The following is a 26,910-nucleotide window of genomic DNA, read 5'->3' as shown; positions in this document are numbered from 1 at the left end:
GCTGATGTGCATCTGGTGACACGTCAGCGTAACAGAGCGGCCCTGGACCGGGCGGGTCTGAAGGAAGGGCGTGATTACACGGCCATTGACACCGAGTTCATCTTTGAACCGATGGTGCGTCTGGTCAACTGGATAAGCGGCCCCAACAAGGGCTGGGCGGTCCTGACGGCGCTTACCATTCCGTCCTATCTGCTGTTTGAATGGATTGTCTGGCAGCGCTTCCGCAAGGCATTGAAGGGGAAGCGGTTTGATCTGGTGCACCGGGTCACGCCGGTCAGCCCTGCCGTACCCAGCCCGTTTGCCTCATGGTGCCGGGCATCCGGGGTGCCATTCGTTCTGGGGCCTATCAATGGGGGCCTGCCATGGCCTCCCCAGTTTCCTGATTTACAGAAACAGGAAGGGGAGTGGCTGTCCCGGTTCCGGTTCCTGTTCAGGTTCGTGCCGGGATACAGGTCCACCCGCAACGCCGCATCGGCCATTATCGCGGGGGGAATGAGCGCCTGGCGGGAAATCCCCGCGAAATGGCGGCGCAAGACCTTCTATATCCCTGAAAATGGGTTTGATCCACGCCGCTTCCCGCTGGCGCGCGCGCGTACGGCGCAGGATTATGCCAACCGCCCGGTCCACGCCATCTATATCGGCCGCCTGGTGCCCTACAAGGGATGCGACATGCTGATTGAGGCAGCAGCTCCCTTTCTGCAGTCAGGGCGGATGACCCTGACGATTATCGGGATTGGTCCGGAAGAAGCCAGACTGCGGGAGCAGATCAGTCAATTCGGGATTGATGAAAAGGTACATTTTACGGGAGCACTGGACCATCATCAGATCGCGGAATACCTCGGCAAGGCTGATATCCTGACCTTTCCCTCCATTCGGGAATTTGGTGGGGCGGTGGTGCTGGAGGCCATGGCCATGGGGGTGGTTCCGGTTATTGCGGATTATGGTGGCCCGGCGGAACTGGCCTCTCCCAACTGCGCGTTTCTGGTCCCCCTGGCCGGGCGTCCCGCGTTTGTCAGTGCACTCCGGACCGTTCTGGGGCGTATCGTGGCGCAACCCGATCAGCTCGTGCCTTTATCGCGCAATGGCCGGACGCGGGCGAACACCTTTTTCACCTGGTCCCGCAAGGCGGAACAGATCATGGAAATTTATCGCTGGGTGATGGGGAAACGCCCAACCCGACCGGATTGGGGCATGCCTTTTCGCGATAGGGACTGAATGGCCAGCCCGGTCTATGCCATCCCCCTCTGCGAAGGGGGCTGGTCGTCGTTTCCTTGCCGGTCTTCGAGATCAAAAATTGTAAAATACAGGGCAACGGCCAGCATACCATTATTACAGAACAGGTTTGATTCCGTAAAATTGTGAATGCACAGGGCGCATAGAAAAGACACATGAAAGCAGGCCAGAGGGTAGCTCAGGACGGTCGGTCTGCTGGGGTCAGGGCGCCCGGCTCTGCCCAGTGCCTCAAGCGCCAGCGTGAATGTGCGGATGATGATCGACAGGCCCCAGATAAATCCCACCGCGCCCCCGGTGGCCAGCAGGTCCAGATAACCGTCATGGGCTTCGTTGATATGCGCCTCACTGCCGAACCACATGGATGTCTTGAGGCTGGGCTGAACCGAGGGGTCAATGGACCAGAATGAATAAAATCCTGCCCCGAACCAGGGACGCTTCTGGATTTCCTGGAACATGAAGGACCACAGATCGGTTCGGCTGGTGAAGGTCATGTCCTGAAAAAGGGCAAAGGGAGAGACGTTCGTAATTTCACACCATATGAAATATCCAAAGACGGTACAGATAAGGATGGCGAAAATTGAAACGACAATAGCCACGGATAATGACATGCGGCTGTGGGTCAGCTTGAAAAACAGCAGGACCAGAACCGGCATGATCACGATAATGCCCAGGCAGGTCTTGGAGCGGCTGGCCAGAAGCAGCAGGAATAACAGCCCCATCCCCGCCAGTATCCTGTAACGCTCCCGTTTCGGGGGGCGATAGAGCAGCAGGGGGCCACCCGCCAGAAGGCCATACATCATGATCAGGCCGGTCTGGTTCTTCTGGCTCTGTATTCCTGCCAGTCCCTCGCTGGTCATGGCATAACCCGGCATCAGGATCCATACGATCAGATCCGCTATGGCGGCGACCAGACAGGAAATGAATATGAATTTCAGAAGATATTTCCGGTCCTTCATGGTGCATGTGAGCGTGACCGCGAGAATGATCTCGATCCATGCGAACATGATGCGGCGGGTGGATATGGGCGGGTCAAGCGCCCATACCGTGCTGCATGTAAAATAAAGAAAAAGTCCAATCAGCAGCCATGATGCCTTTATCAGCCGCAGGATCTGCGCCCAGCGCGCCCGGATAAGGGGAAGCGCCATGCTCAGCAGCCCAAGCCATACGAACCGGTTGATGGGATTGACATGGTCGGTGCTGGCCGCGACCGAGGCGCTGCGGTTGAAGTCCGGAACGCTCACGATCGAAAAGAGCATCATGGCGCATAGAAGGATGGTGGAAAGACGGCTGACCCAGTCGGTCTGCTGGATATTCCTTCCCAGGAGAGAATCCGCCTGCTCAGCCATCCTGCATGCCCCTACTGTAACGGCCCGAAAAAATATGCTCTACTGCCAGCCGGTTATACAGCCAGAACAAGGACGGCATTTGTGCATAATTCCTCGGCGGTTGCTATGCGGGAATGCCCGGTGACGGTAAGCATTGTCGTTCCATGTTATGACCGCATGGACCTGCTGGAGCGAACCCTGAGGGCCTGCATGAACCAGACCGGCGTTCCTGCCGGGCTGACATGGGAAATTATGGTGGCGGATAATCATCCGGAACGGATGGCGCGGGACGTTGTGACCCGCCTGCAGCCACAAAGCCCGGTTCCCCTGCATCATGTTCCCGCAGGTGTACGCAATATCGCCCATGCCCGCAACTGTGGCGTAGCCGCCGCGAAAGGTGCCTTCATTGCATTCGTGGATGATGATGAAGCACCGGAGCCTGACTGGCTGGCGGCTCATTTCACCTGCCTGGACAGAACGGGGGCGGATGCCAGTTTCGGGCCGAAATATCCTGTTTTCGCGGGGGGATCCGCACCTGACTGGGATGCGGACGGTCGTTTTTATACAACTGATTTCCAGATGAAGCAGGACGCGGAGATTTATCCGCTCCGCTGGTTTCCGCCCCAGCCGCGTGGTCTGGGAACCGGCAATTCAATGATGCGCCGCGCCACCTGCCTGGTAGGAAAAGCGCCCTTTGATGAAAAACTGGGTCGCTGTGGAGGTGAAGATACCCTCCTTCTGCTTACACTTGCACATGAAAAGCGCCGCTTCGTGTGGTGCGCCAATGCGCGGGTGTGGGAGTTTAACGAGGCGGGGCGCATGACATTTGCCTATATGTGCAAACGCGTCCAACGCAGCTCGAGGCATTCGGCTATGGTGCGACTGGCCATCAGTCCTAATCCCGTGGCGACCCGTCTGGGGGTTTACGCGGTCGCCCTTGCCCAGATGGTCGTGTATGGGGGGATGTGGTTATTCCGCAGGCGCCCGGGGGATTACCTGCAGATCTGCAAGGCACTGGGAAAGTTTGGCGTCGGATCTCTGGATTTCATCCCGGAGCGTGAAAGCGGGACAGGGTCACAGGGCTGATGGCCGGCAAAAGCAACCTGAGCGGCGGCAGCGTCCCGGCCATGCAGGGCTGGTGCCATGATGCAGGGCGATGAAACCTGCCAGCCTGCCGGAAGTCCTGACACATATGCATGGCAGCATGGAGACGGGGTTGTTTTTCATTCGCATTATCGCTTTTGAAATTATGCCCCTGAATGTCAGGCGTCTATAAAATGACGGCTGAAATATCTTATTAACGCTTTTCTCGAATCCCACGCTTATTTTCAGTCTTAATATATTCATAACTTTCCGAACGATTTCTTCGGACTGGATCAATGCAGTCATGGTGCAGGTATTGACGGGTAGCTATCCGTTCGGACATAGAGATAACTACCCGGTTTTCAGTTGGACAGGGTGCATGGAAGCATCTCCTTCCACAGGGATGTGCCATGTACCTTCCATCCTGCTTCACCGGGGGGCGGAAAGGCTACCGGTGCCAGGTGTGCCGCCCAAGGCGGGTTTTGCTGCGCGGACGGTTCCATGCGCGATATCTCGTGAAACATGAAGGGAAGTTGCATCGGCATGTTGAAGTGGCTGAACAAGGACGCTCCGCTCCGCGTCAAGATCAGGGTAGCGATGCTGTGTCTGGAGATGTATCTCATACTCCAGATCATTATCGAGGCTGTTGGATATTTCATTCATGAGCCTGTCAGCCACATGTTTGTTATGAATATGTGCGCCCTTGGAATCGGACAGGTAATCGTCTTCTCCCTTTGGGCCGCAATGACCTTTGTGGTGACGAAACCCATTGAAACGCTTGCCACCATCGGTGAGCAGCTGGGGCGGGGGGAAGTCCGCAACGACAGCCATGTGCAGTTCCTGGATAATCGGGACTGCACGGGGCGTCTGGCCCGCGTGATGGTCGCGTTCGCCCGCGGTGTGGAGGAACAGGCCGAAGCCAAGGCGCGCCAGGAGGCGATGGGGGAAGAAATCAGGGAAGCCCTCAAGCGCAGCCAGGAACGTGACAGGCAGACCCATGAAGCCATAGAGGCGCTTGGGGCGGCTCTGGCCGTGATGGCCAAGGGAGATCTCCGTGCGCGGATCACCGATACCATCTTCGACGGAGAATTCGCGCCGCTGCGAGATGCGTTCAACCATTCCGCTCTGCGGCTGAACGAGGCCCTGCGTGCCGTAGCCAGCAATTCCGACCTGATCGCCACCGGTGCCACCGAGATTTCCACCGCCTCGGACGATCTGGCCAAGCGGACCGAAAAACAGGCATCGAACCTTGGTCAGGCCGCGGCCTCGGTCCGTACCATTACAGAAGGCGTGCAGCGCACCGCAACCGCATGCTCCGAAGCCAGCAAGGAAACAAAGCAGGCACTGGAGAAAGTGACGGCGGCCACCGAGATCATGGTCAAGACGACGCAGGCGATGGATGAGATCAAGAAGTCATCCGACGCTATTGGTGAAATCATCTCGGTTATCGATGGCATTGCATTCCAGACCAATGTCCTGGCTCTGAACGCCGGCGTCGAAGCCGCCCGCGCGGGTGATGCCGGTCGCGGCTTTGCCGTGGTGGCACAGGAAGTCCGATCCCTGGCGGAACAGTCGGCCAAATCGGCAAGCGAGATCAAACGCCTGATTTCACTTTCGGCCGATCAGGTCACCAAGGGCGTCGATCTGGTGCAGAAGACGGGTCATTACCTGACTGATTTCGCCGGAAGCACGCAGAACAGCGCCACCCGGGTGGAGGAAATTTCCGTTTCCACCCAGCAGCAGGCCCAGCGGCTGTCGGAAGTCACGACCGCCATCGGTGACATGGACCAGGTCACGCAGCAGAACGCGGCCATGGTCGAGGAAACGACGGCCGCCAGTCATAACCTGACGGCCGAGACCAGAACGCTGGCGCAGACACTCAGCCGGTTCAAGATCGGCAACAGGCGGGAAAGGGCACCGGCCATCAATGCCGTGGCGGACGACGTGCCGACGTTCACACCCCCGCCGCCGCGTGCGGGAAAGACCGCGCGTGCAACAGTGGCCATGCTGGCCAACCATCTGCCGACAACATCGTCCGACAAGGGATGGGAGGAGTTCTGAGATGTCCGATCCCTTACAGGACGCAGGTCTGGATTCATCATCTTCGCGGATTGATGGCGCCCCGGATGCGGCTTCCTGCCTGACATTACCCGAGCGCCTGGATACGTCCGCCGCCTTTGCCCTCAAGGACCTGATTGGTCAGGCGAAGGCCGGAACCGATACGCCTTCCCTGGATGCCTCGGGGGTTACCTATGTGGGGGGGCTGTGCCTCCAGCTTCTTCTGGCAAGTGGATGCACCCTTGTCGCACCGTCAGAACAGATGAAGGAAGCTTATGCTATCTTCGGGGTCAGTGAACTTCTGTCGGAACCGCTCACGTCTCCCGGGGAGCAATGAATATGGTGGGAAAGCGGACCATACGGGTCCTTACCGTCGATGACTCCCGGACCATGCTGGGCATGCTGCGCAAGGCCCTGGAAGGTGCGGGATATGATGTCATTCAGGGGGACGACGGTATAAACGGCCTGGAAGTCCTGCAGGCGGCAAACCCACCTCCCGACGCCATCATTACCGACATCAACATGCCACGTATGGACGGTTTCGGACTGATTGAGGCCGTGCGTAAAATGGACCAGTTCAGGCACATCCCGATCATCGTTCTCACAACCGAGAGCGATCCCGAGAAAAAGGCCAGGGCCCGTGCGGCCGGGGCCACGGGGTGGATCATCAAGCCTTTTAGCACCGACAGTCTCGTGGCGGCGATCCGCCGGGTTACTGCCTGAAAGGGAGGGCACCAGAATGAGTGGTGACATGGACGATATCCTTCAGGTTTTCTTCCAAGAGTGTGACGAACAGCTTCAGGAACTTGAACGCGGTTTGTCGGCTCTTTCGGATGGCGACGCTGGGCATGAGACCATCAATGCCGTTTTCCGCGCCGTGCATTCGATCAAGGGCGGCGCGGCCTCGTTCGGTCTGGAAAACCTCGTGCGCTTTGCGCATGTATTCGAAAGTTCTCTTGATGGCCTGCGTTCGGGTCGCATCGTCCCGAACCATGACATCATCAAGACTTTCCTCAAGGCGATGGATGTTCTTAGCGATCTGGTGGCCGAGGCGCGTGGGGGACCGTCCGTAGATGCCGGGCGCATCGCGGAAAGTCAGAGCGAGCTTGAGACCGTCATCGGCAAGGACGAGACATCCAAGACGACGGAAGACGTCACCCCGCAGGATTTCGTACCGGTTCCCATAAGTTTCGAGCCGGTACCCGTGGATTTCGGGTTTGATGACGCTTTTGCCTCCCCGGTCGAACCGCTGGTCGTCACGTTCCGACCGCACGAAGCGATGTATGAGCGGGGGGATGACGCCAGGAATATCCTGATCGGTCTCGCCGATGCGGCAAAGGCCGTTCAGGACGGGGAAATAAGCGTCACCTGCGATATGTCGGGTCTGCCGCCATTTGATGAGCTGGCTCCGGACAAACCCTACCTGTCATGGCGCATTGTCCTTCCGTCGGATGTATCGGACGATAGTGTCAACGCGGTGTTCGACTGGGTAAGCGATGTCTGCGACTTCACGCTTTCCCGTGGCGATGACCCGCAACCGCAGGGCGATGAAGCCGGGACTGGGGGGGATGCCGGATCGGAGCCCGAAAAAACGCTTGAGGTCCCATCTCCGGCCCCAACATCGGAAGCCAGTGCAGTTTCCGCTGCCCCACCGCCAGCCCCGGAAGCCGCGCCGGCCGTGGCTGCTCCGGCGGTACCTGTTACCAGCGTCAATGCGCGCGGTGTCCGGCGGCCTGAACAGGCGTCGATCCGGGTGGATCTTCACCGGATCGATGATCTGATGGATCTCGTGGGCGAACTCCTCATCGCCCAGGCGGCCATTGAATCCCTATGCCGCCGCAACGACAACTCGGCACAGCGGGAGATGGTGGAAAGCGTCACCAGCATGAAGTCCCTGACGCGGGATATCCAGGATGCCGTCATGGCCGTCCGGGCCCAGCCAGTGCGCAGTGTGTTCCAGCGCATGCAGCGTGTCGTGCGCGAGGCCTGCAGCATGACCCACAAGGATATCACCCTGACGCTGGAAGGCGAAGATACCGAGGTTGACCGAACGCTGGTGGAAAAGCTGACGGATCCGCTGACCCATATGCTGCGCAATGCGGTTGACCACGGCATTGAAAGCCAGGAGGAACGTCTTGCGGCGGGCAAATCGGCGGAAGGGCATATCCTTCTTTCAGCGGGCCATCGATCCGGTCGTATCCTGATCACGATCAAGGACGATGGCGGCGGGATCAACCGTGAGCGTGTGCTGGCGATAGCGGTCAAACGTGGCATTGTGGCGCCGGATGCGGTGCTGACCGATGACGAGATCAATAATCTCATCTTCGCGCCCGGTTTCTCGACGGCGACGACCGTTTCCGACCTCTCGGGGCGGGGCGTGGGCATGGATGTCGTCAAGCAGGCCATTCTCGGCCTGGGCGGCAGGGTGACGATTAACAGCGTACAGGGGGAAGGCACTACATTCTGCCTCAGCCTTCCGCTTACGCTGGCCGTCCTTGACGGCATGCTGATTGTCGCGGGTGAGTCCACCATGGTCATTCCGATTTCGTCCGTGGTCGAAACCATGATGATCAACCCTGCGGATATTTATTCCCTGCCCGACGGGAGCCGCATGGTCTCGATCCGTGGCAACTGCATGCCATTGATACCGCTTGGTGCCCGTCTGGGGCTTTCCGCATCCGAGGAACCGTCGGAAGACGCCGTTATCCTGATTGTGGAAAACGAGGCGGGCATGCGGGTTGCCCTGGTCGTGGACAAGATCTGTGATCAGGCGCAGGTGGTCATCAAGAGCATCGAGAAGAACTACCGGCAGATACCCGGCGTATCAGCGGCGACCATCCTTGGCGATGGCAGCGTTTCCCTGATTCTGGACGTCCCGGCGCTGATTGCTTCCGCCATCAGGAATATCGACACCAGGTCTCCCAATGCCCGTAACGGGCTGGCAGCGTAGCAGAACCACGATTATGGCGATCAGTATTGAAGTAGGGAACCGGACGTGACGGAAACAGCAGAGGCCGCAGACGCTCAGATTGTAAAAATGATCGTGTTTACCGTCGGGGAACAGGAATACTGCATCCCGATCCTCAGCGTGCGGGAAATCCGGGGATTTGAGAAAACGACGGCTCTGCCCTTCGCCCCCCATTATGTATGCGGGGCCATTAACCTGCGCGGTATCATCCTTACGGTGATTGATCTGGCGGTCTATCTCAATATTCAGCCACAGCCGAACAATCCACGCCGTGTTGTCGTGATCGTTGAATCGAAAAATGGCATTGTATACGGGCTCCTGGTCGATCGGGTCATCGACATGGCCGATGTCAATATAGACACCATCCAGTCGGTACCCGAGGAGGGAAGCAGCCTCAGCGGACTTGTGACGATCGGCAACCGGATGATCGGTGTCCTTCGTCTTGAAACCGTCGTTTCCAAACTGGTTGAGGGAATGGTGTCCGCATGAGGGGTACGCAGTTGGCCAACGAGCCTGATTTTACGGAGGCTGACTTCCAGAGAGTGCGGCGCATTGCGCAGGAAGAAGCCGGGATACATTTTCCTGAATCCAAGAGCACACTCGTCTATTCACGTGTTTCCCGCAGGGTGCGTGAAACTGGCCAGGTTTCCTTCAAGGCCTATCTGGATTTTGTCCAGTCGCCTGAAGGCCGAAGCGAGATGGAAAACCTGATCTGTGCGCTGACGACCAATGTTACGAATTTCTTTCGCGAAAAGAACCATTTCGTGCATCTGGAAGAAGTCGTGGTACCGGCTATGGCCGCCCGGGTCCGTGCGGGGGGACGGGGAAGGGTGTGGTCCGCCGCCTGTTCAACGGGGCAGGAACCATGGAGCATCGCCATGTCCATCATGACGGCATTTCCCGATGCCGCCGCCCATGATGTGCGCGTGCTGGCAACGGACATAAACTCCCAGGTCGTGGCACAGGCCGCAACCGGCATCTATCCGGAAGAAGAAACCGAGGCCATTCCACCTGCCAAGAAGTCCCAGTTCATGGAGCCTTACGGCCGTGGTGATCTCCGTTTTGGCGGGAGTATCTGCCGCCTGCCGGCTTTCCGCGTTCTCAATCTCAACGCCACGTGGCCGATGAAGGGAACATTTTCCGCCATCTTCTGCCGCAACGTCGTCATTTATTTTGATGAAGCCACACGCGAACATCTGTGGAGCCGTCTTGCCGACAAGCTTGAACCTGGAGGGTTTCTCTATGTCGGTCACTCCGAAAGGGTGGCGACCAAAAGCCAGTGTGGCCTGGAGCAGGTAGCTCCCACCATTTACAGGAAAGATCACTGAGCCATGGAGAAACCTGTAAAGGTTCTTATCGTCGACGATTCACGCACCATGCGGGCCCTTATCAGAAGGTCTTTCGAGCATCAGCCCGGTATTACCGTCTGTGGTGAAGCGGAAAACCCGATCGAGGCCCGTGACCTGATTATCAAGGACCAGCCGGACGTCATTACGCTCGATGTCGAAATGCCGGGGATGAATGGCCTTCAGTTCCTTGAAAAGATCATGCGCCTGCGTCCCATTCCGGTTGTGATGGTTTCCAGCCTGACGGTGCGGGGAGCGGACACGGCCATCACCGCCCTCCAGATGGGTGCGTTCGACTGTTTCCCCAAGCCGGCCTGTGTGGTCGGGGCTGATGCCTTTGCCGGACTGGCCAGGCTAGTCATTCAGGCGGCCCATTCGCGGCCCGCCGCCCTGGCCCGGCAGCGTGCGCCCGCTGCGCCCCCCCCCAGGGCGTCTTCCTCCCTATTGCAGAAAACATGGGGCAGTCGGATTGAACTGGTGGCGATCGGCGCCTCGACAGGGGGCGTGGAAGCCTTGGAGGAAGTGCTTTCGGGGTTCCCGCAGCAAAGCCCGCCCATGGTGGTCTGCCAGCACATGCCAGCCCTTTTCACGGCAAGTTTCGCCCGTCGGCTCGACCTGAAAATTCCGGCCCTGTCGATTGCCGAAGCAAAGGACGGTGAGGTGCTCACACCCGGTGTCGTCCGCATTGCGCCGGGCGGAGACAAGCACACAAAGGTCGAACGGCGGGATGGCAAGTATGTGACGAGACTGGTGAGTTCCGCTCCGGTAAGCGGGCACTGCCCGTCCGTTGATGTTCTGTTTGAATCCGTTGCCAGTCAGGTCGGCAGGAATGCGCTGGGTATCATCCTTACCGGCATGGGCCGGGACGGGGCCCAGGGGCTGCTCGCCATGCGTCAGGCCGGGGCGCAGACAATCGGGCAGGACAAGGCATCGGCAGTTGTTTATGGAATGCCGCGGGTTGCGGACGAAATCGGGGCGGTCTGTCAGGTGGTTCCCCTTAACCAGATCAGTGCGGCCGCCATGGCTATCCATGCGCGTTGATGTGACATATTAGCAAAACTGAAATTAATGCTTGACGCCGGCGCGACTGACCGGAATTGGAAAAAAGAAAGAAGGGGGAGACCATGCCAGCCGCTTCACAGATCAGGGCGCTCGTTGTTGACGATCAGTCCTCTATACGTCAGATTCTGGCCAATAGTCTGGCGCAGATCGGGTTTGTAAATATTGCGCAGAGAAAGGATGGGAAGGAAGCGTTCGAGTATCTTGAACAAAATCCGACACATCTGGTGATTTCAGATTTCAACATGCCTGTCATGGATGGCCTTGCCCTGCTGCGCGCCGTCCGGGGCAACCCGAAAACCCAGAAAGTCGCGTTCATTATCCTTACCAGTGAGGCGAGCAGGGATCTCGTTCAGGAAGCCGTCAAGGCGGGCGTGAACAATTTCCTTGCCAAGCCTTACACCGTAGCGAAACTGCGCGAGGCTCTGGAAAAGGTATTCGGACCCATAACGTGACGCATATCCCCGCAGTCGCGATGATAGTGCAGGGGGAGGTTGCCATCTCCAACGACCCTGCGGTTATTCTGGGTACCCTTCTGGGGTCCTGCATCTCGGTCTGCATGTTCGATCCTGTTGCCGGTGTCGGTGGCATGAACCATTTTCTGTTGCCAGAAGGTGGGGAAAGCCACGATGCAATGGCAATGCGCTTCGGGGTCAATTCAATGGGGATGCTGGTAAGCGGGATACTCAAGGCAGGTGGCAAGCGCAGCCGTCTGCTCTGCAAGGCGTTTGGCGGGGCAACGGTGGTTCCCTCTCTTGGTCGTATCGGGCAGGAGAATATCCATTTCGTCATGCAGTATCTTGCGGATAAGGAAATTCCCTGCGTTTCGCAGAGTCTCGGCGGCAATCAGGCCCGGCGGGTACGATTTTGGCCGACCACCGGCAGGGTGCAACAGAATCTGGTGCATGACGCACAGAATATTGGTTATCAGGAAGTCGCTGACAGTCGGGAAGAGGTTCATACCCAGCGCAAATGGGCGACAGCATCCGGTTTTCGTGTCGAGCCCTTCTGATTACCTGAATATATAATAGAGAGACATGATGGAAATGCACTCCGCCGTTGTACCGGAATCCGGGCAGGTAACTACGGTTCATGAGGCCCTTATCCGGGTCATTCAGGTTATGGACAAAGTTCACGAGGAACTGCTGGATACCCAGCAGGCCATGGATAAATGCGTACAAAGCCACATGCTGGATGAAGGCGAGATGCATAATCTGCAGAAGCTTGATTCGGCAACACAGACAGTAGAAGCCCTGGCGACTGCCCTGAAGAACCTGACAGCCCATTCTGATGCCGGAAAGTCAGACAGGGTGAATGTGGCTACTCTTTCCAACGGGATCAAACTCAGCGAAGTCGTACGGATATTAGCTGGCGAAGAGCAAACAGATACGATGCATCAATGCGGTGAAATCGATCTGTTCTGAAGGTGTGTGTTTTGGTGAGGGCTTGATGTTTTTATCGTGAGTTGATGAACGCATATGAATTTTCCCCCTCTCATTATGAGAGTATCAGGTTGAAATAACTTCTGAAGTGCTTCTGTATCTGTTTGTCGCCTTCAATATTGGGTAGACGACAGAAGCCATGTTTCTTGAAAATCTGGTTTACGACAGATCATCATCCCCAGTAATTCACCTGTGCCCGAGGCATCGTTTAACATGCCGCTTTGATGCACCGACTATCAGGAATACAGCCAGGAAGGCTGGCGGTATTCCTGTCAGGCCAGGCAGGGGTTCGAACACTACAATGCGGCCGCACTCGGCACCAAGCGGACACATGCTCGATCAGCGTATCATATAATGCCGATACCGTCTGATCTGGGGATAACCTCAGGGCTGGGGACGACAACAACCGAATATATATTGTTCAATATAAAAAACATTCATTTATTTTTTTTATTAATTATGAAAGACAGATGAAAGCGCACATCTTTATTCTCAGGCTCAAGCTTTAAGACCAGGCGATAAGCCGCCGCAGCGGCTTCGTAAGCACCTTGCTCCTTCAGTATGTGACCATATTGGGTAAGTATGAGAGGACGATTTATGTATCGTCTCAGCATGTATGCATAAAATTTTTCTGCTTTCTCCCACTTTTTCCTTCTTGCAAATTTACGTGCAATCGAAAGTGATACTTTATCTAATATCTTTCCGCGGAACCCCATTTTAAGTTGTGTATTTTCTGCATTTCCAAGCAATATCCTGAACAGAAGATCCTCACTTCCATCAGATTTAACATTGGATTTATGATCATCTATGTTCTTTGATTGAACATTCAGAATTTTATTCATGAATGGAATGTATTGGGCAGAATTGCCTATTTCAATAAACCCAAGAGCACTGACCCCGATATGAAGGATAGGAAATTGTCCATCCGGCATATGAACCCCGGTTGAATTAAGAACAATTTTTATATTTTTATCTTCATTTACGATGCCATCAAAATTTATAAATGATGATATCGAAGATACATATCCATATATAAAATTCTCTCCCCCAGCATTACAGGAAAGCCACATTTTTTCTTTCGTATATGGGGCCTGTACTTTTATATAAATGGATATTTTTGTACCTGGCATCAGATTCGTAGGTAATGTCAGGACGGCAGCAGATTGGGAGGCCCAGCAGCCCCAATTTTCAAGATAATGCCAACCGGAAACACGGGTCATCCTTGCTGTGATTAGAAGATCAGGTTTTTTGCACTGCTCTTCAACATCATTAGACCCAAGAAAATATATTTCTCCAGAAGAATATATATTGTTCATGTTTCTGGATATTTTATCATTTTTGCAATGTGCATCTACGCATTCGTAGAATTCTTTTGAATAATTGCGCCATGTTTTTGGTACGAAATTTTCTTTTATATAATTATTGTTATTTTTAATTTTATTGATATTTTTAAACAAAGAATTGAATAAATTATATGATTTTTCAAATTCATAAGGATCGATATATTTTACTAATTCTCCTCCAACCTCTGGAATGGATGTTGTATTCGATGCGACACACAACTTTCCATGGGCAAGACTCTCGCCCACAGGCAGCCCCCATCCCTCTGCAAAGCTTGGATAGACAGTTATAAGACAATTTTCATAAAGATAACTAAGCTCTTCGTCTGAAACACCGTTTAATATATAAAACCATTTATCCAGACCATCGCATTCATGAATATATTTTTTTAATTCTTCTATTTCCCATCCCCACTTGCCAACAAAAACAAGATTTGGGATCTGCAATTTTCTGTTATGACGAAGTTTATTCCATATTTTTAGCAATAATATATGGTTTTTTCTTGCTTCTATTGTTGATACGGTAAGAGCATACGGTTCCAAGGAAATTTTCCTTATCTCTGGCCGTATTTTCTCGTACGTATAGTTTTTATTTGATAGCTCCGTTGGTAACTTTATGGATTTCACAGGGATAACTATATCCAGACGGGTCTTGATGTAGTCTTTCACATCATCTCGAACATAATCTGAATTTGTCAGAAGAAGCGTTACTACAGATAGAACATCAAGGAACGACTTTTCGAATTTTATCGTTACGCCATTGTCAACGTATTCTGGATTTCTGATCGGGATTAGATCATGAACGAAAAGGGCGATTTTTACACCGCATTCTCTAAGGTTTTTCAGGAATAAGTAATCATCATAAATCCAAAAGGCCCCTGCCATTACAAATATGTCGCCAACGGATGTTGTAATCGGCGTCATATTTTGCCGAACTTCTTTTTCCAGGGACTGTATATACTTTCCGGTAGATGACCCCGAAAGTAGTTCCTCGACGAGCAACTGGAAAAGCGGCATATCAACGGCATAAATTTTTTCTGCATCGCGTTCCAGCATTACCGGAACAACATTATATGCAGACAGCGTTCGATAAATGACAAGGTTTGCAATAACCCGCTGAATGCCGCTGACTGTAATATTCCCACCTTCAGCATATTGCATGAAATCAGAAATATCCAAAAATATCGTTGGCATGGAACCTTGAATCAATGTATGCTCCTCTAGCGGCTTTCATCAATATACAATAAAATATCAAATAGTATATAAATAAATATTTACAAACATCTTCAGGTCAACGTGACCTTCTGTCCACATTGAAAAAACCCATCATCTTGCGTTATGATAAGTATACGAAGTATATCACGTCACCCTAACGCATTGCTCTGTAGACTTTCGCAACGGGGGCCTGATCGTGGCGAAGGTCCATGCGATCGGATAGCCACCGGTCGTCGCGCTATGGAGGAATACTTCGATTGGACTCATGAGAAATAATTTTCATGATTTTGTACAGTAATAGATATATATTTATGTAGATTTTTCTTTATGAAGGAAATCCATTATTATTTTGGCACATCGCCGTGATGCACCTGTCTCCATCTGGCCTAGCGTACGTTCAGCCATTTCTTTTTGTAAATTCCGGTAAAGATAATGGCGCGATGGAGCTGCCTTTATTGCAGCCATAAGATCTTTCGGGTCATCAACCACATCACCTAACTGCCAGTGTTGGAAGAAGGGGTTGTCGCGCCATTTAACCTGTGCGGTATTGAGAAACACGCAAGGACGTGGCCGCATCAGGAATTCATAGACCTGACTACTCAGGTCACCCACATAAATATCTGCGGCAGTCGTATATGTCATATCCAGTAGGTTTTTTGACCGCGTATCGATCAGTATATTTGGTCCGCGTTTCATTTCCAGCAGTCTGGGCGCAATACCATAACTGCGTCGATACATTTTGATATGGGGCGCAACAATCAGATTGAAATCACTTTGTTTCCTGAAATCTTCCAGCATGGTTTCAAGAAACCTTGGCATGGAATTGAACCCAGTCTCATAATGTGGATTGTATATGACAATAGGCTTTTTGTTGGGAAATAATGACTTGCGCTGATCGTGCCACCCCTCGCACATGTCATATTTTACGTAACCTGTAACGGCATAGCCATCAGGTCGTATGAGTTTGCGCTTCAGGAAATCAGCAGCCATCCGTTGTCCAGCAACGAGAACCAGATCGAAATCTGGCATGAGTGCATCCGTTGGATTCTTGCGATCACCAAAGCCATGTGGGTTTAAGATGAGCTTGGGATGCGTAACACCAAAATCACGCAGCCATGCCGCCGTATATTCAACAGCAACTATGGCATCGTATTGGTTCAGTTCCTCAGCATTATATTTCATAATATGGGGCTTAAGAAGCCCAGCTTTTTTTATAGATTGTGCGATAGTAATAAAAGGGGATCTACGCAATCTTTTATATTTTATATTTCTTGTATTCGCTCCTCGCTCGAGAGCTTTCAAATGAGGCAAACAGGCTGGATCATTGTAGTATATTACAATCTCAATATCCGGATAATGGGACAGTTCAGATGCTATTGATGCACCATGATAGCATTGGTAGGCTTCTGCAATGTAAAGAAATGCAACTTTCATAATGGTGGGAATAGCCTTCTCTATCGACGAGGTGAACCGTTGTGAGCGTCCCGGATTAATGGAGACCGTTTATCTGGAATAGGTTGTTATAAGATTGTGGTCCAGTAGGCAGGATAATTTCACATGGAGATTCGCGAACATAAAAAGAACATTATACCCATTGCATGCAGTGTTGAGCCCAACCAAGGCTGAATCCTGCAGTCATCACCAAATCACTCGGTGGGAGAACTGATTAATCCTTTTTCAGGTCCGCTCGTTGGGTAACCTGACAGAACCATCAATTCATGGATTCATCATGCAGCGACTACGCTCTGGCAATAACGATCAGGGATGGTCATCCCTGATCTGGCACCTAAAACATGGTGTCTGTGCCAAATACCGGTTCACTCTCGGCAGGAGCGGATTCCAGACCTTCAAGAATATCCTGTGCAATCTGGATAAGGGGGGAAAGGGAGAGTTGCGGGTGCAGGGTAGCCAGAATACCGTATTTCTGGGCTTTATCCGCCAGGGCAACGAAAAGCTCGCGATCCTCCAAGGATACAACGCCTGTATCCAGGGTATTCGCCTTCATGATCATCGACCATAGGTTCTGATGCTTGGAGAGAGCTTTTCTGCGCACATTCTGGTCTGGACTTGAAGCCGCCGCCTCAAGCTCATCGATCAGCATTCTAAAACATGCTGCGTCGGCTTCGCGTCCCGTTAGGGAAAACTGCGCAATGCTCTGATAAGCTTTCATCGCGGGGTGAATCATCATCGCACCATTTGCCGTCCGTTATGGAATACCGTGTTACACGCGACGGGTATTTTATACCTGACCGACAATCATGACCAGCCCTGCGCTAAATCATTAATGCAATATTATGACAATAAATGCTGGAAGAATAGTTTTTGATGGTATCAAAAAGATACAAGAATAGCATCTCTGCCGCTGGCATGCTTCATGCGGCCCTGAAACCTGCCATACGGGTATTGTGAATAAGGGAGCGGGTGAACTTCCCTTTTATTTCATGAGGTTGATGGTGCGCGTCATCATGGTGCGGGTGATCTGCAGGGTATTGAGGTTGGCTTCATATGAATGCTGGGCTTCATGGGTATCCATGATTTCCATCATCGAATTCACATTCGATACCTTGACGTAGCCTTTTGAATCCGCGGCCGGATGCGAGGGGTCATACCGGGTTTCAAAGGGGGTGTTATCGTGCCCGATTTCCTTGATCTTCACGGTGGAGGTACCGCTTGCGTGGTCCAGGCTTTCCTTGAATGTAACCGTTTTGCGTCGATACGGGTCGGCTCCGGGGGTTGAGCCGGTCGTGTCCTTATTGGCAAGGTTCTCTGCTGCAATACGCAGCCGCTCCGACTGCGCGCGCATGCCATCGGCGGATACTTCCAGGGTATTTGAGAAGTCCATATTCCGCTCCCGCTATTAAGAGGACGTTCCCAGCGCCGTCGAGAACATCGACATGTAACGCGTGTACACCGTCGTTGCGAAAAGCTGATCGTCGTTGGTGGAAGCTATCTTTTCAAGCTCGTCCTCAAGCGTGACCTCATTCTTGTCAGGCGACGTGCTGCCATCGGAGCGGCTCGACCTGGTGCCTTCCACATGTCCGGCCATATGTCCCGGTTCAGTCTGGGCAAGCATCATGGTCATCTGTGTCTGCAGGACGCCCTGGAACGGGGCGCTGTCCTTTGGCACATAGCCGGGCGTGTTGGCATTGGCGACATTGCCGGCAAGCGTGGATTCACGGCTTTCGAGCCAGCTCAGCCTGCGTTCGGCCAGATTGAACAGATCCGTTCCACCATGGGCTGATCCCGCAGCGGATGACAATGCTTCCAGCATACGATGTCGGCTCCTTTTCCGTTCCAATCTGATGCCCGCGATGGCATCGGCACAACATGCTGACCCTGTCGCCAAGGTAGCGACCAATTGATCTGATAGCCATAGTTTCCTGAAAGACGCAAGACTATCGTCAAATTCATCGCCATCAAGCCATGACTTTCAGCCATCCCGACGTTATGGCTAATCATATTCGCAACTGACACAGCTCATCAGCATGAGCGGTAATGGGGACTGGCGATCCAATATGGGCGATAAGCTCCTGACTGCCGCGGCGATGGTGGTCATGATCATATGGAGTATTCTGGCGCGCGATAGCGGGGTGTCTGTTGCCGGTATCGGTGTGGCGATCTGGTTTCCGGTATCGATACTGCTTTATCGGACCCTGTTGCGTTGGCTCCCGGTTATTGGTGGAATACGGGGCAGGCCGACTGCCGTGGTGCCCCAGTGGACGCGGGAAATAACGGCGGGTAGCCTTCTTACCGCGTCCCTTGCCATTGCCCTTCTGGCCTCCATGCCCCCGCTTGCGGCCTTGGCTGATATTATTGCGCTCAATTTCGCCTGTCTGGCGGCCCTTCTGGACCGCAGGGAAGGCTGGCTGCCCAATTATATCCTGATTCCCATGCTTCTGACGGGGCTGGTGGTCAGCATGATGCGGGGCAACCCGAATGGGGCCATTCTTGGGGCGACAGCCGCATGGGTGGTGATGTCGCTTGCGCTTGCATTCATTTCCATCTCCCTGCGGGCCAATTTTTTATCGGGGGGAGACATCACCATGGCAGCCGCCTGTGGCGCGTGGGTAGGGATCGAGAACATATCGACCTTTCTCCTTATCACCGCGTTCCTGCACTGGCTGTTCTGTATCGCCATGCGCCATTTCCGGATTCAGGCGACACGGCCAGTCTATCTCCACGGACCCGATAGCGCCTGGGTTCAACCCATGGGCCCTTCATTCGCGCTTAGTCTGGCGCTTACCCTGCTGGCGCAGAACATGCCCCATCTGTCCGGGTGGAAATACTTTATTCCGGGGTATTGATCTGCCGCCGATGTCGGGAAGGACCGGCATGAAAGGACTGCCGGGGAAACACCTTCTGACAGCTTCTTATTGAAATTCTGAATTCGATGTCACCTTGAGCGGTTCACCGTCACGTTTCGTCAGAAGATTGAATACCGGCCCACTATCATCCATCTGCCGGTTGCCAATCCGGTTGGCGATCCAGTCCAGCGTGGAAAGGTCATCCGCCTGGGTGGCGTCCGACGCCAGCCGCAGGGCCAGGGCCTGCTGCGCCTTTGTCAGCACGCCCTGTTGCGGGATTTCGGTTTCCACCATCCTGCGCACTTCGTTTGTCGCGGCACCCCATTGACCCTCGCCTTCATAGATACGGGCGCTCATGTCGAGAGAGGCCACATTCGTATCCCCCTTGAGGAGGGAAAGCGTCGCGGCCTGATTTCCATTCGTCAGGGCGATCCGGGCCTGTAGCCTGCGTCTGTCCCCTTTTATATCATCGGAAAGCGTAGGATCATCCGTTCTTTCCAGTGCCTCTGTCGCGTCCTGTGGCTGCCTGCGTTCGAGGTCGGCATTGGCCAGCCCTTCTCCGGCAAGGGCGCGCAGGGGCGGGGAATCAAGCATCGGGATCGCATCGGAGAAGGCCTGGGCGGCCTCATCAGGCAATCCGAGTGAAAGCAGCATCTTTCCGTAGGCGAGCAGGATTTCAGCCTTTTGTGTCCCCGGTGGCAATTCGGGCACATGCGGCCTCAGCATGGCGGCATCATGCAGGAGATTATCCTTATCCGTTTCCTTCGCCCCGGCGCTGGCTATCTTGGCCAGGGTCTGGAAAAGAAGCGGCGTGGCCACACTGCCCAATGCCGGCGGATAGGCCGTTTGCGCGCGGTCGATGGCGGCAAGGGCGTCGCTCCATCCACCTGCCTGCAGGTAGGCATCGGCCTGAAGCAGGCGTACGGTCGCCTCCCGGCCTGCCAGACGTGCATCGGGGATGATGGAATCAAGCGCATTGGCCGCGGCGGCGGGCGAAATGCTGCCATCCGCCAGGTCGAGCGAGGTAACCTGCTCAAGCGCCTTTTCGGCAACGAGCGGGTTTTTGTCCGTCGCCAGCTTGTGGAAAGCCGTATGCGCAAGATCACGTTTGCCCATGCGCAATTCGCGAAATGCCGTCGCAAGCTGGTAAGGAGAGCCGGACGGCATCTCATTTAACGCCGTCAGATCCTCTTCCGATCCGTAGCGCCCGATCTCCTCGGCGACGGTGGGAAGGATCGTCTCGCTTACGGGTAGGGGATAATTCTTCAGCCGGGTGAAATCGCGCGCCAGCAGATGGGCCGCTTCCGCGTCATGCCCACCTGTGGCGATGAAATAGAGCCCACGCCATACCTGTGTCGCGCGCTGCTGGTTGTCCGGCCATGGTCCCTTGAGCAGGGAGGCGCCATCCGTGTTGCCGCTTAGCAGTTCGGACGCGGCGAGCAGGAATTTGACATCAGGCCGTGAAATTTCTTCGGGATCGTCCTCAAGGGCGACGGTCAGGATCCCGCGTGCTTCCACGAAACTCCCGAGACTGAACGCCGCCTGCGCGGCTTCGAGACGGCGGGCGAAATGCTGCGCGGGCTCTGAATCCGCGGCCGCTATGATTGCGTTATGAAAACGTTTTTCCAGGGCCTGGTCCGTCAGGTTCCGCAGCCCGAGCCATTTCAGGTCAACATCGCTGGCATAGACGGCCGCTCCGTTATCGGAAATGGCCTTGCCGGAATTGCTCAGCAGAGCGCCCTCGGATGTCGCCCGCATGCCTATGTCGGGAGATTTGACGGCAATGACGACACCTTCCGTCGTGGGCCATACATCGTACCCGTCTCCCTTGCGGGGGGAGAGGATGCCGCCATCATCCGTCGCGGATGTGCCGACAAGCAGGGGGACGCCGGAAGCCGGATCCTTGATCGAGAGGACACGCCCCGGATGGCGCATCGGGTACAGCAGCCCATCGCTGGTTGGCCGGGGGTTGATGACGCGCCTGTCTCCGTAATCGTTCCCCGGTGGAAGCTGGTCGCCCAGCACCCAGCCTTCGGCCTGCTGCGACAGGTAGAACTGGCGGTTATCGGGCAGACGAACCTGGATGAGTGTTGCATCAGGCAGCGTACTGACCGTGAGTGTCGAGAAAACGCCATCACCGCGCAGGGCGCTGGTATCCATGGGTTCGGCATTGTCCACGACAATGACAAAACTGTTGCCACTCTGGAACCCCGCGATCCCCATGTCGGGCGGGAGCGGGATCAGGATGCGGCTGGTGGAGGGCGCGCTCTGGTCCGGTCCCGCCGCGACAGAAGTGGGGGGCTGGGCCGCAGTGGACGCGGGCGCCTTCTGCGCGGTCGCGGGTGGAGTGGTTGTGGCGCCGCCGGTTGCCGGCGCGGGGGGCGGGGGCGACACGAGGGTATCCAGAACCGTGGCCTGCCATGAAGCCGGAAGCCCGGTGGGCAGCATCCCGGCCGGGAGATTGGTGTTTTGGGGCGGATTTGCAGTCTGGGTAACGGGCGCGGAAACGGGCTGGGTCGGCTCAGGCGGTTTGCCTGTCCTGCCCTGATGCTTCCCATGCGGCTGCGGCCGTGCATGCTGCCCCGCCGCCACGACGGGCGTGATGGCTGAACAGGATAGAAGCATGATGACCGGAAGCGCGATATAGCGTCTCACGCCTGAGGATCTGCTGGAAAACACGTATGGTCAGTCCTGAGGAAAGGATGCGGTGGCCACCCTATCGCGTCGTGAAATGATCGGGCGCAAGCGCATGGCATCCTGATATGTTCCGCAGGCTTTCAATGTTGGTCCCATGAAGTGCCGGGCTGGATGAGGGGCACAATGCAACCGCCTTCATCGCGGCCGGATCGTGTTCAGGCAAGCAGGTTGACGAGGCTTTGCGTGGCGGAGCCTTTTTTCTCCGAATTCCCGGTGGGAATGATCTGTCCCGTCGCATCGAACTGCATGGATGATTTGGAGCCGTCTATGCTTCTGGAGGCGATGTTCAGGCCATTGCTCGCCACGTTTTCGGGCTGGGTGGCACGATGGGCCGCATGTGTAATTTCTGTCGTATTTGTGCGCATGCTCGAAGCAAGCGCCGCAGCCGCTGTAGTATCCGCCATCTCTATCGTCCTTCAAACCCGGAAAAAACACGGCCAGGGAAAAGACCAGCCGCTGCCATGATTCATGGTCTTCGCCTTGTGGAAGGCCCACAGACACCACCTAACCATACCGTTATCAGATTATGGGATGACCATGGCTTAGCCAAGGTGTTTTTTGGCCATGGAGTAAAAGGATGTTAAGGCTGATACTGTTTTACCAGTGGCAGGGGAATTTCGACACGGCCGTCCACGCCCGCATGGGCAGGGTCTGGCGCGTCCCTGCCGATGCGCAGTAGAAATGGATATGCGCGCGAGCGGGTCTATGCTCCGTGCGTGAATGGCTTTCAGGATGGGTAACGGAAGAGAGCATGCGGATACTGTGTATCAGTGACAGTTCGATCCATGGCGATGGACGGCCATGCACAGGATTATCGAAAGCCGCGATAGAAGGGGCCGTATCGATGACGATGTCGGGGCCGGAAGGGGTTGTGGAAACCCTGCGCCGCTCCCAGTACGACATCGCGGTCATCCAGCAGGTGGCCCCGGATGTGAAGCTGTTACGCCATATCCGCAACAGCCGCGTCCCGACGCCCATCATGATCATTGCCCGCGACATAACCGCCGCGGGCGTGGCCGAGGTCCTGTCCGTCGGCGCTGATGACTGCGTGCCAGCATCGGTCGATCCCGTGGAGCTTCTGGCCCGCCTGCGCGCCATCATCCGCCGTGCCAGCGGGCATGACAGCCTTACCCTGCAGATCGGGCGGCTGACGGTAAGCGTGGACAGGCGCGAAGCCCATATTGATGGCAAGCCGGTCCCGCTGACCAAACGGGAATACGACATTGTCGAATTGCTGGCGCTGCGAAAGGGGCAGGTGCTGAGCAAGGAGGCCGTTCTCGACAATCTTTACGCCGGGCAGAGCGAGCCGCATGGCAAGGTCATTGACGTCATGATCTGCCAGATACGCAAAAAAATGCGGAATATGGGAATTGAGGAGCCATTCACCACGCTATGGGGAATTGGTTACCGCCTTAACGAGGACGCCTTCATCCCGCTGGGTGCCCGGATGAACGGTATTGACGGATCTGTCCACCCTGCGGCGCGGGAATCCAGCATCCCGGTTACGGCGGGGATTAAAATGGTGCCGTCTGGCGGGCTGGATATCCTGTAACCCGTGACACTTCAGGCCAGCCGGGGCTTAGGGACGTTTGGACGTTTTGGATCAGACGTCGCTACGCAATGTCAGCGCGGCCTGTGTGACCTTGTTGACGGCATACCGACCGGACGCGGCGTAACCAGTGGATGATTCCTGTGCGGCGTCCACCACAATCAGCCGGATAAGGGCATTCTGCGCCTCGATCGCATTTTGCAGAAGCTTGCGGTTCGTGCGTACCAGGGCGCCAAAACGTCTAGCCGCTTCTTCGGTTTTGGGAGTCAGCAGGAGCTGACGCGCTTCGGCCGGGGTCATGGCGTCCTCGCCAGGCGCCAGCAGGTCTTCAAGCGCCTGCATCTCTTTCTGTTTTGCAGGCAGAAGATCAGCCACTTCTTCCAGCCTGGTGGCGATCAGAAGATCGTTCTCTTTTTCCAGAACCGCACAGACATTCTCAAAACAGCCCAGAAGCCGGGCTTCCGTTTCATCCGGTGCGCGGGTCATGATCTGGCCTGCTCCTCTGCCTGCTCCTGCATGGCCAGTATCTGGCGGTAAACACTGTCGGCCAGGCCGATCCCGCCATTCTTGGCGATCTGCTTGCCCATTTCCTGAATCTGAAGGGACCGGAACTGTGATTCCGCAGCCCCCCCGCCGAAGGGACCATTCGATGTATCGACGGTATCGAACATCGGCTGAAGGAATTCGGTAATGGCCACCCCTTCAAAATCAGTGGCGGCCTTGCGCGCCTGTTCCGCCAGGGCGGTTTCCCTGCTGGACTGCGTGGTGGATACCTGCTGGTTGGCAGCGGCCAGGGAACTGGTGATGCTTCCTACACTCATATTCTTACCTTACCTCAAGATCCGCCTGCAGGGCGCCATCTGCCTTGATGGCCTGTAGAATACTGATCATATCGCGTGGTCCCATCCCAAGGGCATTCATACCAGATACGAGACTGGCGAGGGTCGGGCCTTCACGCAGTATCCCCAGGCGATGCGAATTGTCGGTGCTGGCGTTGATCTGTGTTTGCGGCACGACAGCGGTTGTCCCATACGAAAAAGGCGCGGGCTGGACCACCTGCGGCATTTCCGTGACCTGAATTGTCAGGTTCCCCTGGGCGATGGCGACCGTGCTTATGCGCACATTATCGCCCATCACGATCGTGCCGCTGGCTTCATCGACAACAACCTTGGCCATGGTATCGGGCTCGATGGTCAGATCCCCGATACGATACAGTGTCTGGGCGGGGTCACGGCCCGTCAGGTTGACCGCGATGGTGCGGGGGTCATCAACCCGTGAAAGCCCACGGCTGATATACTGGTTGATGGCGTTGGAAATCCGTGTCGCGGTCGTGAAATTGGGGTTGTGCAGGGAAAGATGGATGACCCCGGTGGCCCCGAGCGCCACGGGCACCTCACGTTCGACCACGCCCCCATTGGCGATGTGGCCACTGGTGGGAATGTTCCGCGTAACACTGGCGGCCGCGCCAGTCGCGGAGAAAGCGTTCGTGACCAGAGACCCCTGAGCTACGGCATAGACCTCGCCATCCGCCGCCTGCAGCGGGGTGACGAGCAGCGTGCCGCCGGTCAGGTCACGCGCGTCACCCACGGCGGAAACGGTCACGTCGATATGGCCGCCCCCGTGCGAGAAGGGCGGTAGGGTGGCCGTGACCATAACGGCCGCCACATCATGTGTCTGAAGCTGGATTTCCTGATCGCGGATGTTCACCCCGAGACGGTTGAGCATGCCGATCAGCGTTTCACGTGTGAAAATCGTGTTGGTCAGGCGGTCGCCGGTGCCATGCAAGCCGACAACGAGACCATACCCGACAAGCTGGTTGTCCCGCACGCCTTCATAATCAACGATATCCTTGACGCGCACCGTCGCGGCCTCGACCGGGGTGGCCACGAACATGCCGACAAGCATGCAGGCGGTTGCGAACAGGGAGATGACCCGTCGTGCCAGCCCTGCCCCGTTCCTTCCCGCGTCATAAAACGAAGAGAGGCCTCCATCATGGCTACAGGCGGGCATGGTCGCCACACTCAATGCTCGCCTGGAGGCGATTCCTCATAGAACTGGTCACCTTATGCGTTTCAGCCAATGTCTTTTCCGGGACAAGCCACTGCGTCCTGTAGAATACGCTGGCTGGCCATGACATTCAATGCTCATCACACCCCGCGGCATTAATGCCCGGCAGTAGCGAAAATCGTATTCATGGGGATCCGGGACTGGGATATGGGACTACGATTTTTTTCCCATCTTCTGGCCGAGGCCAAAAAATCTCCAGATATGTTATCAGGGTCACATGATGCACAAAGGAAATCAGGCAGCGCGTGCACTAATGACAGGCGTATTGCCCGGCACGACTATACGATCGCGCCACGGTACGGCAGTTTGACGGCATGATCCTGTCCTGTCGTCCATCCAGTCTGGCTTTCATGGCCCTGCTTGTTATGGGTTCCTGTGTACCGGGGGCCATGGCCCGGTCGCCAGAGGCTTCGCTCTGCGCGGAAGCCACGACGCAGGCTGAACGGGCGCTGCATATTCCTGACGGGTTCCTGTCCGCCATGAGCCGGGTGGAGAGTGGCAGGACGGAACCGTATGGGGTCATTTCCGCATGGCCGTGGACGGTCAACGCGGTTGGCGCCGGGCACCATTACGCCACGCGGGAAGAGGCCATAGCGGCCGTGCAGATGTTTCACCGCCAGGGTATCGTGTCGATTGATGTCGGGTGCATGCAGGTCAACCTGCAACAGCACCCCGATGCCTTCTCCTCCCTGGAGCAGGCGTTCGACCCGGCGCGGAACGCGCTTTATGCAGGCAACTTCCTGCTCCAGATGCACGACAGGACAGGAAGCTGGCCCCGGGCGGCGGCGGCCTATCATTCCCAGACACCGGGCATTGGTTCATCATACCAGTGGAAAGTGCTGGAGACATGGGCCGTTCCGCAGGATGAACGTGGCGCGCAGGCGCAGGCATCCAGCCAGAAAAATGGTCAGAAAGCATTGCCTTCCGGAGCGCAGGCTTCCCTTCCTTCCACGGCGCTCAGCACGGGACGCCACAAACCTGTCATGATCGCGGCTCCCGCGGATGGGAAGGGGGGAGCGGCCGACGCGCCGCCCCGCATGTTCCATCCCTTCCAGGGGAGCCGGCATTTTGATGAACCCGCCGTGCGCAAACCTGCAATGGCAGGCATGCGGGGGCGGACGCTGGCGTCCTATCGCGCGGCGCCCGTGGCGCTGGCCATGCACGGCAACTGATCGACCGGCATCGGGGCCGACTGTACGCGATGGCGCGTCAGGCCGGGCGGGC

The 26,910-nt window shown here is 55.7% G+C and carries 26 protein-coding genes; 15 read left to right on the top strand and 11 right to left on the bottom strand.

The features are described from left to right. The first annotated feature begins 15 nt into the window (after nucleotides 1–15). Nucleotides 16–1,215, top strand: a complete 1,200-nt coding sequence (locus LDL28_RS15760) for a glycosyltransferase (protein WP_233059506.1) — start codon at nucleotides 16–18, stop codon at nucleotides 1,213–1,215. Nucleotides 1,216–1,229: 14 nt separating this feature from the next. On the opposite strand, the gene LDL28_RS15195 is transcribed toward LDL28_RS15760, so the two are convergent. Beyond that, nucleotides 1,230–2,579 (bottom strand): O-antigen ligase, encoded by a 1,350-nt coding sequence (locus tag LDL28_RS15195; protein WP_233059505.1) that lies wholly within the window; start codon nucleotides 2,577–2,579, stop codon nucleotides 1,230–1,232. Between the two features lie 105 nt (nucleotides 2,580–2,684). On the opposite strand from LDL28_RS15195, the gene LDL28_RS15190 reads away from it, so the two are divergent. From LDL28_RS15190 to LDL28_RS15140, 11 genes are all read left to right on the top strand, one after another. Next, nucleotides 2,685–3,644 (top strand): glycosyltransferase family A protein, encoded by a 960-nt coding sequence (locus LDL28_RS15190; protein ID WP_255663305.1) that lies wholly within the window; start codon nucleotides 2,685–2,687, stop codon nucleotides 3,642–3,644. 753 nt (nucleotides 3,645–4,397) lie between these two features. After that, nucleotides 4,398–5,702: a methyl-accepting chemotaxis protein gene (locus LDL28_RS15185; RefSeq protein WP_233059503.1), complete on the top strand. Its 1,305-nt coding sequence runs from the start codon at nucleotides 4,398–4,400 to the stop codon at nucleotides 5,700–5,702. Between the two features lies 1 nt (nucleotide 5,703). After that, nucleotides 5,704–6,036, top strand: a complete 333-nt coding sequence (locus LDL28_RS15180) for a hypothetical protein (RefSeq protein ID WP_233059502.1) — start codon at nucleotides 5,704–5,706, stop codon at nucleotides 6,034–6,036. A 2-nt stretch (nucleotides 6,037–6,038) separates the two neighbouring features. Beyond that, complete coding sequence (locus LDL28_RS15175) at nucleotides 6,039–6,422, top strand: response regulator (protein WP_233059501.1); 384 nt, start codon at nucleotides 6,039–6,041, stop codon at nucleotides 6,420–6,422. Between the two features lie 16 nt (nucleotides 6,423–6,438). Then, nucleotides 6,439–8,649 carry a chemotaxis protein CheA gene (locus LDL28_RS15170; protein ID WP_233059500.1) on the top strand — a complete coding sequence of 737 codons (2,211 nt, stop codon included), beginning with the start codon at nucleotides 6,439–6,441 and terminating at the stop codon, nucleotides 8,647–8,649. 45 nt (nucleotides 8,650–8,694) lie between these two features. After that, nucleotides 8,695–9,156 (top strand): chemotaxis protein CheW, encoded by a 462-nt coding sequence (locus LDL28_RS15165; RefSeq protein ID WP_025811411.1) that lies wholly within the window; start codon nucleotides 8,695–8,697, stop codon nucleotides 9,154–9,156. Then, on the top strand, nucleotides 9,153–9,995 hold the full coding sequence (locus LDL28_RS15160) for a protein-glutamate O-methyltransferase CheR (protein WP_233059499.1): 843 nt from the start codon (nucleotides 9,153–9,155) through the stop codon (nucleotides 9,993–9,995). Before LDL28_RS15165 ends, LDL28_RS15160 begins: the two co-directional genes overlap by 4 nt. A 3-nt stretch (nucleotides 9,996–9,998) precedes the next feature. Beyond that, nucleotides 9,999–11,054 carry a chemotaxis response regulator protein-glutamate methylesterase gene (locus tag LDL28_RS15155; RefSeq protein WP_233059498.1) on the top strand — a complete coding sequence of 352 codons (1,056 nt, stop codon included), beginning with the start codon at nucleotides 9,999–10,001 and terminating at the stop codon, nucleotides 11,052–11,054. Between the two features lie 83 nt (nucleotides 11,055–11,137). Continuing rightward, nucleotides 11,138–11,527 (top strand): response regulator, encoded by a 390-nt coding sequence (locus tag LDL28_RS15150; protein ID WP_183481928.1) that lies wholly within the window; start codon nucleotides 11,138–11,140, stop codon nucleotides 11,525–11,527. Then, on the top strand, nucleotides 11,524–12,084 hold the full coding sequence (locus tag LDL28_RS15145) for a chemotaxis protein CheD (protein WP_233059497.1): 561 nt from the start codon (nucleotides 11,524–11,526) through the stop codon (nucleotides 12,082–12,084). The genes LDL28_RS15150 and LDL28_RS15145 overlap by 4 nt, the downstream gene beginning before the upstream one ends. 25 nt (nucleotides 12,085–12,109) lie before the next feature. Continuing rightward, nucleotides 12,110–12,496, top strand: coding sequence for a hypothetical protein (locus LDL28_RS15140; RefSeq protein WP_233059496.1), 387 nt, complete (start codon nucleotides 12,110–12,112; stop codon nucleotides 12,494–12,496). Nucleotides 12,497–12,951: 455 nt separating this feature from the next. Here the strand turns inward: LDL28_RS15140 and LDL28_RS15135 are convergent, their stop codons facing one another. The 5 genes from LDL28_RS15135 to LDL28_RS15115 all read right to left on the bottom strand — a co-directional run bounded on the left by LDL28_RS15135 (nucleotide 12,952) and on the right by LDL28_RS15115 (nucleotide 18,340). Further along, nucleotides 12,952–15,063, bottom strand: coding sequence for a glycosyltransferase family 1 protein (locus LDL28_RS15135; protein ID WP_233059495.1), 2,112 nt, complete (start codon nucleotides 15,061–15,063; stop codon nucleotides 12,952–12,954). Nucleotides 15,064–15,378: 315 nt separating this feature from the next. After that, on the bottom strand, nucleotides 15,379–16,503 hold the full coding sequence (locus tag LDL28_RS15130) for a CDP-glycerol glycerophosphotransferase family protein (RefSeq protein ID WP_233059494.1): 1,125 nt from the start codon (nucleotides 16,501–16,503) through the stop codon (nucleotides 15,379–15,381). Between the two features lie 352 nt (nucleotides 16,504–16,855). Next, nucleotides 16,856–17,257, bottom strand: coding sequence for a flagellar biosynthesis regulator FlaF (locus tag LDL28_RS15125; protein WP_233059493.1), 402 nt, complete (start codon nucleotides 17,255–17,257; stop codon nucleotides 16,856–16,858). Nucleotides 17,258–17,503: 246 nt separating this feature from the next. Beyond that, entirely contained in the window at nucleotides 17,504–17,911 is a 408-nt protein-coding gene (gene flgC / locus LDL28_RS15120) for a flagellar basal body rod protein FlgC (RefSeq protein WP_233059492.1), read from the bottom strand. Nucleotides 17,912–17,926: 15 nt separating this feature from the next. Beyond that, entirely contained in the window at nucleotides 17,927–18,340 is a 414-nt protein-coding gene (locus LDL28_RS15115; protein WP_233059491.1) for a flagellar basal body protein, read from the bottom strand. 244 nt (nucleotides 18,341–18,584) lie between these two features. Here LDL28_RS15115 and LDL28_RS15110 point away from each other — a divergent pair, with 244 nt between their 5' ends. Continuing rightward, entirely contained in the window at nucleotides 18,585–19,373 is a 789-nt protein-coding gene (locus LDL28_RS15110; protein ID WP_233059490.1) for an A24 family peptidase, read from the top strand. Nucleotides 19,374–19,439: 66 nt separating this feature from the next. Here LDL28_RS15110 and LDL28_RS15105 read toward each other — a convergent pair whose 3' ends face one another. Then, nucleotides 19,440–22,028 carry a hypothetical protein gene (locus tag LDL28_RS15105; RefSeq protein ID WP_233059489.1) on the bottom strand — a complete coding sequence of 863 codons (2,589 nt, stop codon included), beginning with the start codon at nucleotides 22,026–22,028 and terminating at the stop codon, nucleotides 19,440–19,442. Nucleotides 22,029–22,225: 197 nt separating this feature from the next. Beyond that, nucleotides 22,226–22,474, bottom strand: coding sequence for a hypothetical protein (locus LDL28_RS15100; RefSeq protein WP_233059488.1), 249 nt, complete (start codon nucleotides 22,472–22,474; stop codon nucleotides 22,226–22,228). A gap of 440 nt (nucleotides 22,475–22,914) precedes the next feature. Here LDL28_RS15100 and LDL28_RS15095 point away from each other — a divergent pair, with 440 nt between their 5' ends. Beyond that, a complete protein-coding gene (locus tag LDL28_RS15095) occupies nucleotides 22,915–23,622 on the top strand; it encodes a response regulator transcription factor (protein WP_233059487.1) in 708 nt (235 codons plus the stop codon). A gap of 51 nt (nucleotides 23,623–23,673) precedes the next feature. Here the strand turns inward: LDL28_RS15095 and LDL28_RS15090 are convergent, their stop codons facing one another. Genes LDL28_RS15090 through LDL28_RS15080 form a run of 3 tightly spaced genes read right to left on the bottom strand, consistent with a single transcriptional unit; the run spans nucleotide 23,674 to nucleotide 25,524 of the window. After that, complete coding sequence (locus tag LDL28_RS15090; RefSeq protein WP_233059486.1) at nucleotides 23,674–24,105, bottom strand: hypothetical protein; 432 nt, start codon at nucleotides 24,103–24,105, stop codon at nucleotides 23,674–23,676. Further along, nucleotides 24,102–24,440, bottom strand: coding sequence for a rod-binding protein (locus LDL28_RS15085; RefSeq protein ID WP_233059485.1), 339 nt, complete (start codon nucleotides 24,438–24,440; stop codon nucleotides 24,102–24,104). Before LDL28_RS15085 ends, LDL28_RS15090 begins: the two co-directional genes overlap by 4 nt. 4 nt (nucleotides 24,441–24,444) lie before the next feature. Continuing rightward, nucleotides 24,445–25,524, bottom strand: coding sequence for a flagellar basal body P-ring protein FlgI (locus LDL28_RS15080; RefSeq protein ID WP_233059524.1), 1,080 nt, complete (start codon nucleotides 25,522–25,524; stop codon nucleotides 24,445–24,447). Nucleotides 25,525–26,075: 551 nt separating this feature from the next. Between LDL28_RS15080 and LDL28_RS15075 the strand changes: the two genes are divergently transcribed. Beyond that, nucleotides 26,076–26,858, top strand: a complete 783-nt coding sequence (locus LDL28_RS15075; RefSeq protein ID WP_233059484.1) for a transglycosylase SLT domain-containing protein — start codon at nucleotides 26,076–26,078, stop codon at nucleotides 26,856–26,858. The last annotated feature ends 52 nt before the right edge of the window (nucleotides 26,859–26,910 follow it).

Source organism: Komagataeibacter sp. FNDCR2 (assembly GCF_021295395.1).
GTDB lineage: Bacteria > Pseudomonadota > Alphaproteobacteria > Acetobacterales > Acetobacteraceae > Komagataeibacter.
This window is presented reverse-complemented; position numbering and strand designations above follow the sequence as displayed.

Excerpts from the sequence above, each read along its gene's own strand:
- LDL28_RS15195 (WP_233059505.1), bottom strand. The coding sequence starts at position 2,579 with ATGGCTGAGCAGGCGGATTCTCTCCTGGGAAGGAATATCCAGCAGACC.
- LDL28_RS15190 (WP_255663305.1), top strand. The coding sequence starts at position 2,685 with ATGCGGGAATGCCCGGTGACGGTAAGCATTGTCGTTCCATGTTATGAC.
- LDL28_RS15180 (WP_233059502.1), top strand. The coding sequence starts at position 5,704 with ATGTCCGATCCCTTACAGGACGCAGGTCTGGATTCATCATCTTCGCGG.
- LDL28_RS15175 (WP_233059501.1), top strand. The coding sequence starts at position 6,039 with ATGGTGGGAAAGCGGACCATACGGGTCCTTACCGTCGATGACTCCCGG.
- LDL28_RS15170 (WP_233059500.1), top strand. The coding sequence starts at position 6,439 with ATGAGTGGTGACATGGACGATATCCTTCAGGTTTTCTTCCAAGAGTGT.
- LDL28_RS15160 (WP_233059499.1), top strand. The coding sequence starts at position 9,153 with ATGAGGGGTACGCAGTTGGCCAACGAGCCTGATTTTACGGAGGCTGAC.
- LDL28_RS15155 (WP_233059498.1), top strand. The coding sequence starts at position 9,999 with ATGGAGAAACCTGTAAAGGTTCTTATCGTCGACGATTCACGCACCATG.
- LDL28_RS15150 (WP_183481928.1), top strand. The coding sequence starts at position 11,138 with ATGCCAGCCGCTTCACAGATCAGGGCGCTCGTTGTTGACGATCAGTCC.
- LDL28_RS15140 (WP_233059496.1), top strand. The coding sequence starts at position 12,110 with ATGATGGAAATGCACTCCGCCGTTGTACCGGAATCCGGGCAGGTAACT.
- LDL28_RS15130 (WP_233059494.1), bottom strand. The coding sequence starts at position 16,503 with ATGAAAGTTGCATTTCTTTACATTGCAGAAGCCTACCAATGCTATCAT.
- LDL28_RS15125 (WP_233059493.1), bottom strand. The coding sequence starts at position 17,257 with ATGATGATTCACCCCGCGATGAAAGCTTATCAGAGCATTGCGCAGTTT.
- flgC (WP_233059492.1), bottom strand. The coding sequence starts at position 17,911 with ATGGACTTCTCAAATACCCTGGAAGTATCCGCCGATGGCATGCGCGCG.
- LDL28_RS15115 (WP_233059491.1), bottom strand. The coding sequence starts at position 18,340 with ATGCTGGAAGCATTGTCATCCGCTGCGGGATCAGCCCATGGTGGAACG.
- LDL28_RS15110 (WP_233059490.1), top strand. The coding sequence starts at position 18,585 with ATGGGCGATAAGCTCCTGACTGCCGCGGCGATGGTGGTCATGATCATA.
- LDL28_RS15100 (WP_233059488.1), bottom strand. The coding sequence starts at position 22,474 with ATGGCGGATACTACAGCGGCTGCGGCGCTTGCTTCGAGCATGCGCACA.
- LDL28_RS15095 (WP_233059487.1), top strand. The coding sequence starts at position 22,915 with ATGACGATGTCGGGGCCGGAAGGGGTTGTGGAAACCCTGCGCCGCTCC.
- LDL28_RS15090 (WP_233059486.1), bottom strand. The coding sequence starts at position 24,105 with ATGACCCGCGCACCGGATGAAACGGAAGCCCGGCTTCTGGGCTGTTTT.
- LDL28_RS15085 (WP_233059485.1), bottom strand. The coding sequence starts at position 24,440 with ATGAGTGTAGGAAGCATCACCAGTTCCCTGGCCGCTGCCAACCAGCAG.
- LDL28_RS15080 (WP_233059524.1), bottom strand. The coding sequence starts at position 25,524 with ATGCTTGTCGGCATGTTCGTGGCCACCCCGGTCGAGGCCGCGACGGTG.
- LDL28_RS15075 (WP_233059484.1), top strand. The coding sequence starts at position 26,076 with ATGGCCCGGTCGCCAGAGGCTTCGCTCTGCGCGGAAGCCACGACGCAG.